Source organism: Rickettsiales bacterium (assembly GCA_033762595.1).
Classification (GTDB): Bacteria; Pseudomonadota; Alphaproteobacteria; order Rickettsiales; family UBA8987; genus JANPLD01.
Window position 1 is genome coordinate 20,290 of the sequence record JANRLM010000063.1, and the last position, 9,913, is coordinate 30,202.

Annotated in this window: 9 protein-coding genes; 6 read left to right on the forward strand and 3 right to left on the reverse strand. The window is 32.3% G+C overall.

From position 1 onward, the window contains the following. Positions 1 to 82 precede the first annotated feature (82 nt). Both murG and SFT90_04820 read right to left on the reverse strand, forming a co-directional pair. Entirely contained in the window at positions 83 to 1,195 is a 1,113-nt protein-coding gene (murG, locus tag SFT90_04815) for an undecaprenyldiphospho-muramoylpentapeptide beta-N-acetylglucosaminyltransferase (GenBank protein ID MDX1949803.1), read from the reverse strand. Positions 1,196 to 1,197: 2 nt separating this feature from the next. After that, positions 1,198 to 2,313: a putative peptidoglycan glycosyltransferase FtsW gene (locus SFT90_04820; GenBank protein MDX1949804.1), complete on the reverse strand. Its 1,116-nt coding sequence runs from the start codon at positions 2,311 to 2,313 to the stop codon at positions 1,198 to 1,200. A 427-nt stretch (positions 2,314 to 2,740) separates the two neighbouring features. Here SFT90_04820 and SFT90_04825 point away from each other — a divergent pair, with 427 nt between their 5' ends. Together SFT90_04825 and SFT90_04830 are read left to right on the forward strand one after the other, a co-directional pair. Next, a complete protein-coding gene (locus SFT90_04825; GenBank protein MDX1949805.1) occupies positions 2,741 to 4,486 on the forward strand; it encodes an ATP-binding protein in 1,746 nt (581 codons plus the stop codon). Positions 4,487 to 4,604: 118 nt separating this feature from the next. Beyond that, entirely contained in the window at positions 4,605 to 6,653 is a 2,049-nt protein-coding gene (locus tag SFT90_04830; GenBank protein MDX1949806.1) for a response regulator, read from the forward strand. 3 nt (positions 6,654 to 6,656) lie between these two features. Here SFT90_04830 and SFT90_04835 read toward each other — a convergent pair whose 3' ends face one another. Then, a complete protein-coding gene (locus SFT90_04835; protein MDX1949807.1) occupies positions 6,657 to 6,896 on the reverse strand; it encodes a hypothetical protein in 240 nt (79 codons plus the stop codon). 331 nt (positions 6,897 to 7,227) lie between these two features. On the opposite strand from SFT90_04835, the gene SFT90_04840 reads away from it, so the two are divergent. The 4 genes from SFT90_04840 to SFT90_04855 form a co-directional block, all read left to right on the forward strand. Next, positions 7,228 to 8,568 (forward strand): flagellar basal body P-ring protein FlgI, encoded by a 1,341-nt coding sequence (locus tag SFT90_04840; protein ID MDX1949808.1) that lies wholly within the window; start codon positions 7,228 to 7,230, stop codon positions 8,566 to 8,568. Between the two features lie 3 nt (positions 8,569 to 8,571). Continuing rightward, positions 8,572 to 8,922, forward strand: a complete 351-nt coding sequence (locus SFT90_04845) for a rod-binding protein (protein MDX1949809.1) — start codon at positions 8,572 to 8,574, stop codon at positions 8,920 to 8,922. Between the two features lie 145 nt (positions 8,923 to 9,067). After that, positions 9,068 to 9,520: a hypothetical protein gene (locus SFT90_04850; protein MDX1949810.1), complete on the forward strand. Its 453-nt coding sequence runs from the start codon at positions 9,068 to 9,070 to the stop codon at positions 9,518 to 9,520. Positions 9,521 to 9,689: 169 nt separating this feature from the next. Then, positions 9,690 to 9,913, forward strand: a 224-nt coding sequence (locus tag SFT90_04855) for a flagellar basal body protein (GenBank protein ID MDX1949811.1), incomplete at its 3' end; no start/stop codon positions are given.

The following is a 9,913-nucleotide window of genomic DNA, read 5'->3' on the forward strand; positions in this document are numbered from 1 at the left end:
ATTTTATAAGTTTTATTTATAAAAATTGTTTTCTATTTTTATTTCACATCAATATTTTTTTCACAAGAATAATTTAAGAAACTCAAACCAATTTCTCCTGCTTAATAACTTCCTCAACTATGTCGCAGAGTTTTTTGTCAGCGTCTAAAACACCTGAAGCTTTAGAGGATTTCGCCATATTTGTAAGAAGCTCTGGAAGCCTAAAAAAATTCTCAATTTTAAGGGCAAGATTTTCAGGGGTGAAAGAATCTTGCGGAATAACAATCCCAGCCCCAATATCTTCAAACGCAATTGCATTAACCATCTGGTGATTATCTTTTGAATTAGGAAGCGGAACCATTATTAAAGGCCTTCCTGAAGCCGAAGCCTCCGCTAAAGAAGAAGCACCACTTCTACAAATTATTAAATGTGCTGAGGCAATTCTATTTGGAATATCAGAAAAAAATGTTGAAAGTTCAGCGTCAATATCCATTTCATTATAAAGTCGCTTAACATTTTCCAAATCTTCAGGGCGACATTGTTGATCAAGCCTAACCCTACGCTTAAATTCAAATGGCAGTAGTTTAATGGCATTTGGGATAGTTTTTGCAAAGATTTTTGCCCCTTGCGAACCACCAGTTACCAAAATATGTAGTTTGGAATTATCATTGAAGTCTGGATAAGGCAAGGCACTCAAAGCCTGAATTTCCGGCCTAATTGGGTTGCCTGTATAATATATTTTTGATTTATATTTATCCTCAAAACCGATTGTATGATGGAATGAAATTGCAAGTGCATTCACTTTTTCAAGTAGCATTTTATTAGCACGCCCAAGAATTGAATTTTGTTCGTGAATTATGGTTTTTATCCCTAAAAATTGTGCCGCTTTAACGCTTGGAAAAGATGGATAACCGCCAAATCCAATAACACATTTTATATTGTTTGATTTAAGAATTTTAATCGCCTTGAAAAAACTAAAAACAAGCTGAATACTTGCTTTAATTTTATTTAGTAAGCCCGATCTTAAATGCCCAAGTGGCAAAATTTCATTTTTAATATCATATTTACTGGTTACTTCATATGATTTGTATCTTTTGTCAGAAATAATAACAGGCTCATAACCCCTTCTTTTAAGTTCTTTCGCAAGAGAAATTGCTGGGAATATATGCCCACCTGTTCCACCCGCTGCAAGTGCTATATTAATTTTCTTTTCCATAATTATTCCCCAAATTTTTTTCTTGTTAATGCTAATATCATTCCAACTGCAAATGATATAGAAACCATTGATGAACCGCCATAACTTATAAAAGGTAATGTCATTCCTTTATTAGGAATTAAATTCACAGCCACCGCCATATTAACAGCACTCTGCACAAAAATCTGCGTGATAAGCCCAGTAATTGCTAGCATTATGAATAAATCTTTTGATTCATAAGCCCTTTTAAGAGACATAATAACCAAAGTTAAAAACAAGCCAATTATTAGCAAACAGAAAAAAACTCCATATTCTTCACCAGCAACTGAGAATATAAAATCTGTATGGGCATCTGGCAGAATATCTTTCACCTTCCCCTGCCCTGGCCCCACACCAGTTATTGAGCCACTTTCAAATGCTTGCAACGACTTAAAAGTTTGATAATTTTCAGAGGCAGAACTTTCAGGATTTAAGAAAGAATCCACCCTTTTTCTAACATGTGGCAAGAATAAATAAGCAGAATATCCGCCACCCAAACCAAGAAAGCCTATCAAAATTATTATAATAAAATGAAGTCCAGCAACCACAAGCATTGAACCCCAAATCATTGAAAATGTAATACTCATACCAAAATCTGGCTGCCTAATAGTGAAGAAAACAACGGCCAAAAGTAATGCAAAGGAAATTATTGTCCCTCTAAATTTTTCTTCAATTTTACCACGATTTATAAACCAAGCACAAAGCACCGCAAAAAATGGCTTTAGAATTTCAGATGGCTGAACACTAATGCCCATAAGGTTTATCCAGCGTTTTGCACCTTTGGTTTCCGCCCCTAAAAACTCAACTGAAATAAGCAAAATATAAAATAGCAAAAATCCAACTACTGAAAACCTTCTAACTGATGCAGAGCTAAATAGTGATGTTGTAGCTATGATTACAAAACCTATTAATATAAAAGCAACTTGCCTTTTTACGAAATAGAAATCTTCCAAACCTATTCTATTTGCAACTCTTGGGCTTGCTGCAAGTGTTAATATAAAGCCTAGCAATATTAGCCCAAGGGATATTGATAATATATATCTATCAATCGTCCACCACCAATTAGCTGAGATTTTTCTTTTTGTTCTGTCAATTATCATTAAATTAGGCACTGATAGCAAAGGTTTATAAAATTTGTTATGAGTCAAAAATTGCTTAGTGCAAGGCAGAGAGTGAGGGGTGTAGTTATTCTACGCCCGAACTCTCTAACATAGCAATAAGCAATTTTTGCCATAACCCGCAGGGCTACTATTAATTTTGGCATATAACTTCAAGAAATTCTTCGGAAATATGAATAACTATTCCCTTGAATTTCTTTTGCTCTCTGCCAAAATTAATAAAGTAGCAAATTTATAAACCTTTGCTATCAGTGCCTATATGCTTGTGATGATTTTTTTCTTCACTTAAAAAATATTTAATAATTAAATTTTAATTTACCAACATTAAAATTCATTTTTTCTAAAATAATAATGATAATAATTACTATCCAGTTATTTTAACTATAAGTTGATTAAAATAAAAAAAATAATGAATAAAGAAAAAGTAAATCCGTTTAATCTAACGATAGTTAAATTCATAATAACCTTTAGCATTCTTATTGTAATTGTAAATTCGGTTATAGTTTTTTACAGGGCAGTATATTCTTATAATAAAGAGCTGAAAGTTGCGGAAGAAAACCTTATCAAGCTCACAAGAACTATTAGTGATCATATTGAACTAACTTTTTTGGCAGTAGATGTTGTTTTAAGAAGAGCCTCAGAAAAGCATAGAAACAACCTTCTTTTTGGTAGTAACCTTAGCAAAGATACTATAAATAATATAATTTATTGGGTTGATGAAACCCCTCAAATTGCAGCGATGCTTATAGCAAATGAGAAGGGGGAAATCTCTGCAATCTATAGAAAGCAAGGCTTTGAGAATTGGATGAGAGATAAAGATTATGTTTCTGGCTTGCCTTTTTTCAACTCTCATTCAGATGATGTTGATGCACTTTTTATTGGCAAACAAGATAGTGCAGATGGTAATAGTGGGGGTTTTGTTGTGATGAGTCGGAGCCTCAGCAAACTTGATGGTAGCTTTGATGGCATTGTGATAGCGGTTGTTAGTGCAAATTATATTACAAATTTCTTTGATTCAATTGAGAAAAAACGCAATACAAAAATTGTCTTAAAGCATATTGATGGCAGGGAAATTTTAACCCCACAAATCCTTGATAAAAAAGAAGAAAGAAGTGCTTTTGATAAAGCCTATTTTGAAGCAAAAAATAGCGTAGATTTAGCCCAAAGGGTTAGCCTTCTTCGCCTGCAAGATGCTAATTTTTCAGATGTTAGAGTTTATACACTTTTCTCAATTCCAAGTGTTTTAATGCAGGTTTCGCTAATTGGCTATGGGAATGATATTTTTCGCAATTGGTATGATGAAAGAATTTCAGATATAGTTTTCTTCTTTATATTTTTGCTTTTTGTTTTTGTTGTTGCGTTTTTTTCAATTGAGCTTGCTAGAAAGGTTCAAAGGCTTAGAGTTTCTGAGCGAGATGCACTGGCTGCTAGCAAAGCAAAATCTGATTTCTTAGCAAATATGAGCCATGAGCTTAGAACCCCCCTAAATGCCATAATAGGCTTTTCTGAAATGATATTGAATGGATATTTTGGTAGCGTAAATTCAAAGCAACAAGAAAGGTTAAAAGATATTTTAGGCTGTGGCAATCACTTACTTTCACTTATCAATGATGTACTTGAATATTCCAAAGGTCAAGCCGGAAAAATGGAAATTCGCCCAGAAGAATTTCACATTAATAAAGTTATTAATGAATCAATTCGTATTTTTGAAGAGCGTGCTAAAAATGAAGGTATCAGCCTAGTTGTTGATGTTGAAAACGATATGCCTTACATTTTTGCGGATAGAAGAAAAATAAAACAAATTTTGTTAAATCTAATTTCTAATTCAATTAAATTTTCTGAAAGTGGAGGAATGATAGAAGTTTCTGCAAAAATTGATGATAAAAAACAATTTGTTCTTGCTGTTAAAGATACTGGAATTGGAATGAAGGAGGAAGATATTCCACTTGCATTAACTGCTTTTGGGCAAGTTCATATTGAAAAAACTACTGGCGGCACTGGCCTTGGACTTCCACTCTGCAAACTATTTGCTGAGCTTCACGGCGGGAGAATTGAAATTTTCAGTAAGGAAAAACAAGGAACAAATGTTCAAATTATCCTGCCTAATAAAATATTGTTAAATAACATTAATGAACAGAAGCCTAATATCATTTAACTTCATTCCCGCGTAAGCGGGAATCTAGGGAATAAAATAGATACCCGCTTACGCGGGTATGAAGCTAAAATTATTATTGGGATAAAATAAATTTAATTAAAAACTCCCCTATAAAAATATGAATAAATGGAATGGATTAAATATAAAATTAATAATACCACTTGTTATAGTTAGCCTTCTTTCTATTTTATTTTCATTTACTTCTATCGCACAATCTTATGATGCACATTATTGGTATAAACTAATTTCTGTGCTTTCTTTAAGTATTTTATCAATAACTATAACTGCATATTTTTTAGTAAATAAATTTGTAATTTCACGCTTAAATATTTTTGGCGAAGTTATAAAAAAGCGATCCGATGGTGATAATAAATCTTTTGTTGAAACTTCTGGAATTGATGAAATTAGTGAGCTTTCAAAGATATTTAATAAAATGCTAGAAGCCCACGATTATCACGAAACTAGAATTAATGAATATGCTGAAAATATAAAAAAGCAGGCGGGAGAATTAGAAATAGCAAAAAATGTTGCGGAAAGTGCCAATAATATGAAATCTGACTTTTTGGCTAATATGAGTCATGAAATCCGAACGCCAATGAATGGCATTATTGGTATGGCAAATTTACTCTCTAAAACAGAACTAGATGAGGAACAAAAAAATTATCTGAAAACCATAATAACTTCTTCAGAAAACTTACTTGAAATTGTTAATGACATTCTAGATTTTTCAAAGATTGAAGCGGGCAAAGTTGAGCTTGAAAAAATCAGTTTTGACCTTCAAAAATTAATTGAAGAAGTTGCGGAATTATTCCTGCCAAAAACCCAAGAGAAAAAACTTGAATTATTAGTTAGATTTTCTCCAAAAACTCCAAGATATTTTCATGGCGACCCCGGTAAAATAAGGCAAATTTTTACAAATCTAATTTCTAATGCTATAAAATTCACCTCAGAAGGCCATATATCAATTGATATTAGAAATAGTGAAGATGATGACCAATCAAAATTAAAAGAAGATCAAGTAATAATTAGATGCTCCGTTAAAGATACTGGACTTGGAATTCCTAAAGATAAACAAGGTTTGATATTCAATAAATTTGATCAAGCCGATACTTCAACTACTAGAAAATACGGCGGAACTGGCCTTGGGCTAGCAATCTGTAAACAATTAGCACATATGATGGGCGGAGAAATTGGCGTTTATAGCACACCGGGTGCAGGTTCTAATTTCTATTTCACCTTAAAATTAACAAAAGATACCACCCTAGATTATAATGAATCCCTTGAGAAAGCTCGGGAAATCATTCAGGAAACTAAAATTTTAATTGTTGATGATAATGTTACTTCACAAAATATTCTGCTTGAACAAGTTGAAAGTTTAGGGGCAACTTTTGCACAATCAAATAATTTAACTAAGGCAAAACAGCTTATTTCTGGCTATTTAGATAAAGGAATAATTTTTGATATTATAATCGTTTCCCTTAATAATATTGAGCATAAAATTTTTGAATTTCCAGACGAGATAAGAAAAATTAGCCCAAATACAAGCCTTATCTATTATTCTTCGTCTTTTAATAAAGATGATTTAGAAAAATCAGAAAAAAGTGGTTATATATCTTATTTCAACAAGCCAATATTTTTTGATCAATTCAAAAAAATTCTTACTTTTATTATTAATCATAAGAAGGAAAATCAAAAAATCCCATTCATAAATAAGCTAAATTATAGCTCTGTTATTGAAAATAATAATAATTTGAAATCCATTGCCGCAGTTGATTTATCAAAACTCACTGGCAAAGATATTTTAGTGGTAGAGGATAACCCAGTTAATAGGCTGGTAATTTCTAAAATGCTTGAGAAATTTGCAGTTCATATAACTTGCGTTAATGATGGCGGTGAGGCAGTTGGAATTGCGAAAAGAAAGAAATTTGACTTAATATTTATGGATTGCCAAATGCCGAATATGGATGGTTATGAGGCAACCAAAGTAATTCGTGAAGTAGAGAAAGCCAATCGCCAAGAGCATACGCCAATTGTGGCACTTACTGCTAATGCAGTTAAGGGCGATTCTGAAAAATGCATTGCCGCTGGTATGGATGATTACCTCTCCAAACCAGTTAAAATTGAGGAAGTAGAAGAAAAACTCAACAAATGGCTTGGAACAATTTAATTTCTACTTAACTGATTTTAGTTTTTTGATTATTTCTTTTTTGATTTTTTTGAGGGATTTTTTTAGTTTTCTTGCGTAAATACTATTTGCAACATATTCTTCAATTTCATCAATCTCTTTTGCGATAAAATCATAATTATTAGATAATTTATGAATTTCTTTATTGAGATATTTTAGAACTAAAAATTTTGTTTTGAGATTAGGCAACTCAGTTTCAATCTCATTATTTATTCTATAAGTCATAGGCTAAAAAATGAAGTTAATAAAAATCGCCGAAAATTAAAATAAAATCTTAGGAAATTCATTTTTACACCAAAAATTGCAAAAAAGCAACAAATTGGTTGTTTTTTTCTATCTAGGGTTAAAAATTAAAAGTAATTTTTAGGCAGAAATTTTATATGAAAAATCTGCACTGGGTAAATTTACCACTCAAAAAAAAGGTAAAATTTACATTTTTAATTAAATTCTATTTATTTTATCCATCTGATTTTACTAAGATTTTCAATTTTATTCCATTGCAAATATTTTTGGCACGCCGGTTGCTTACTTGTAAGGGGTAAACAATAAAAATGTTATGCAGGCCATTTCAGAAAAAAATATAATTTCAAATTGTTATTACATAGATTCAAAAGGTTATAACTTCAGGGTTGAAGATGAATATCTTGAAGAAGATAATAATTTATGGAAGGAAATATATTCAAAAACCTGCAAAGTAAAATTGCTATCTAAAGAAGATTATAAAAATAATTTTTTATCAAGTTTTAAGTTCAAATTTTTAGAAACTTTGCTTTCAATTTTCGCAGGTATCTCAACTACTTTAATTTTGGTTTTAATTATAATTTTATTTTCAACTTCACAAGCTCACGCAAGCAATGCACGCCTAAAAGATATCATAAATTTTGAAGGCGTTAGAGAAAATATGCTGGTTGGCTATGGCTTAGTTGTTGGCTTAAACGGCACTGGTGATAAATTAAATAACTCAGTTTTTACTGAAAAAAGTTTGCAAGCATTCTTAAGTAGGCTCGGCGTTGGAACAATGAATGAAAAGCTTCAAGTTAAAAATGTTGCGGCTGTAACGGTTACTGCTAAACTTCCACCATTTGCAAGAGCTGGAAGTAAAATAGATGTAACGGTTAGCACCCTTGGGGATTCTAAGAGTTTAGAAGGCGGAACATTAGTTGCAACCCCGCTTATGGGTGCAGATGGTGAAATGTATGCGGTTGCACAAGGGCCTGTTTCCATCGGTGGATTTTCAGCAGGCACTGAAAGTGCAAATGTAACTAAAAATATTCCAACAACTGGCGTAATTTCTAATGGTGCAATTGTTGAGCGTGAAGTTAGCTTTGTTCTCAATAATATGAGTAAAATCAATCTAGCTCTTAAAAATCCTGATTTAACCACTGCAAAAGAAATAGAGGCGGAAATCAATAAAAAACTTGGCGATAATTATGCAATCGCAACTGATCCCGGAACGGTTTCTCTGATGATTCCACTTGAATATACAACTTCAGTTGCATCTCTCTTAGCACAAATTGAGCAACTCTCAGTAACCACTGATAATATCGCAAAAATTATTATTGATGAAAAAACTGGAACGGTTGTAATGAATAATAATGTTAAGATTGACCCAGTTGCAGTGGCACAAGGCAGCCTAGTTGTTACAATTCTTAAAACGCCTTTAATTTCTCAACCTGGCACATTAGCACCAGCCTCAGCACAAACTATCGCAACACAAGGGGAATCAATAAATGTTGAGGAAATCAAAGGAAATATCGCAAAAATTAATGCTAATGCAAATCTTGACGATTTAGTAACGGCACTAAATACGCTTGGCGTTGGCACTAGAGATTTAATAACAATCTTGCAAACAATCAAGCAATCAGGGGCTTTGCAGGCAGAAATTGAAACTAGATAAAATATGATAAATTCAGATTACATAAATTCTATAATTGATTTTTCAAAGGATAATCTTCGCTTTCAAAATTTACAGAATGAAGGCTTGAAGATTAAATCTTTGACTGAAAATAAATCAGATAACCTAAAAGAAATTGAAAAAACCGCTAAAGATTTTGAATCAATGTTCATAGGTCAGTTGTTAGGCTTTATGTATAACACTATTGAAGTTGACCCTCTATTTGGCGGAGGTTTTGGGGAATCCGCTTATAGAGATTTAATGATTGAGGAATATGGAAAAATTATTTCTGAATCTGGTGGGGTTGGCATCGCTGATTCAATCCAAAAAAAGCTGATTGAGATGCAGATGCAATAAAATTTGTTTCTCCCCCTGTTTACGGGGGGAGATAAAGAGGGGGGCTAAAAAAATTATAATTTGATTGAAATTTATGCCCCCACCCTAGCCCTCCCCCGCAAGCAGGGGAGGGAATAATATAAAATTATTATTAAAAAACTTTTTTATGACAAACAACAAAGATATAAATGATAAAATAAATATTCTAAATTCATATATTAATAAGTCAGAAATTTTGACGAGAATTTTAGATAAAGAAACAGAGTTTTATCGTGCGAATCAAATTGAAAAAGCCGCAGAATTATATGAAACCAAAGAGAAATATACAATTGAGTTAGAACAATTAAAAAATGAGATTTTATCTGACGTTAATTTTCTAAAAACTTTGCCCTCTGATTCAAAAGAAAAAATTATTAATGTTAGTGCAGCACTTAAAAAAGCCTCAGAAATTAATTATAATGAGGTTTTAATCGCGAGAGAAGTGAACAAAATTGTTCTTGAAAGTGTTTATCAATCAACTCTGGAATATCAATCAAATGTTAGAGGTTACGGAAATAATGGCACAATAAATGCTGTTAATTCTCTATCATCACCGATTGCAATTTCGGAAAATGCATAAATTAGGTTTTTCGGGTTAGGATTTGGCTAAAATTAGATTTTTACCAATGCTGTCACTCCTCACTTGTTGCGGAGTTAATGGTAGAAAGTGTTTTCAAATCTAGGTTTTGAGCTTGGTTTATGGTTAACCCAGCAACAAGTGCGGGGTGACAATTAAAAATACTATTTATATGGTTTCGGCAAAAGTAGGTTTAACAACATCTCTTAGATCATTAGTTGATAGCTTGAATGTTAATCAGCAAGCCCTCGGTGCGGTTTCTGATAATATTTCAAACGTTAACACTATTGGCTATAGCAGAAAAGAAATTACGCAAGTTACCAAAATTTCAAATGGTGTAGTTTTGGGTGTAAGCTCACCAGAAGTTAGAAGAGCAGTTGATAGCTTTCTTGTAAA

What these genes read in the sequence shown, in the direction of transcription:
- murG (MDX1949803.1), bottom strand. Translation starts at nt 1,195, where the DNA reads ATGGAAAAGAAAATTAATATAGCACTTGCAGCGGGTGGAACAGGTGGG.
- SFT90_04820 (MDX1949804.1), bottom strand. Translation starts at nt 2,313, where the DNA reads ATGATAATTGACAGAACAAAAAGAAAAATCTCAGCTAATTGGTGGTGG.
- SFT90_04825 (MDX1949805.1), top strand. Translation starts at nt 2,741, where the DNA reads ATGAATAAAGAAAAAGTAAATCCGTTTAATCTAACGATAGTTAAATTC.
- SFT90_04830 (MDX1949806.1), top strand. Translation starts at nt 4,605, where the DNA reads ATGAATAAATGGAATGGATTAAATATAAAATTAATAATACCACTTGTT.
- SFT90_04835 (MDX1949807.1), bottom strand. Translation starts at nt 6,896, where the DNA reads ATGACTTATAGAATAAATAATGAGATTGAAACTGAGTTGCCTAATCTC.
- SFT90_04840 (MDX1949808.1), top strand. Translation starts at nt 7,228, where the DNA reads ATGCAGGCCATTTCAGAAAAAAATATAATTTCAAATTGTTATTACATA.
- SFT90_04845 (MDX1949809.1), top strand. Translation starts at nt 8,572, where the DNA reads ATGATAAATTCAGATTACATAAATTCTATAATTGATTTTTCAAAGGAT.
- SFT90_04850 (MDX1949810.1), top strand. Translation starts at nt 9,068, where the DNA reads ATGACAAACAACAAAGATATAAATGATAAAATAAATATTCTAAATTCA.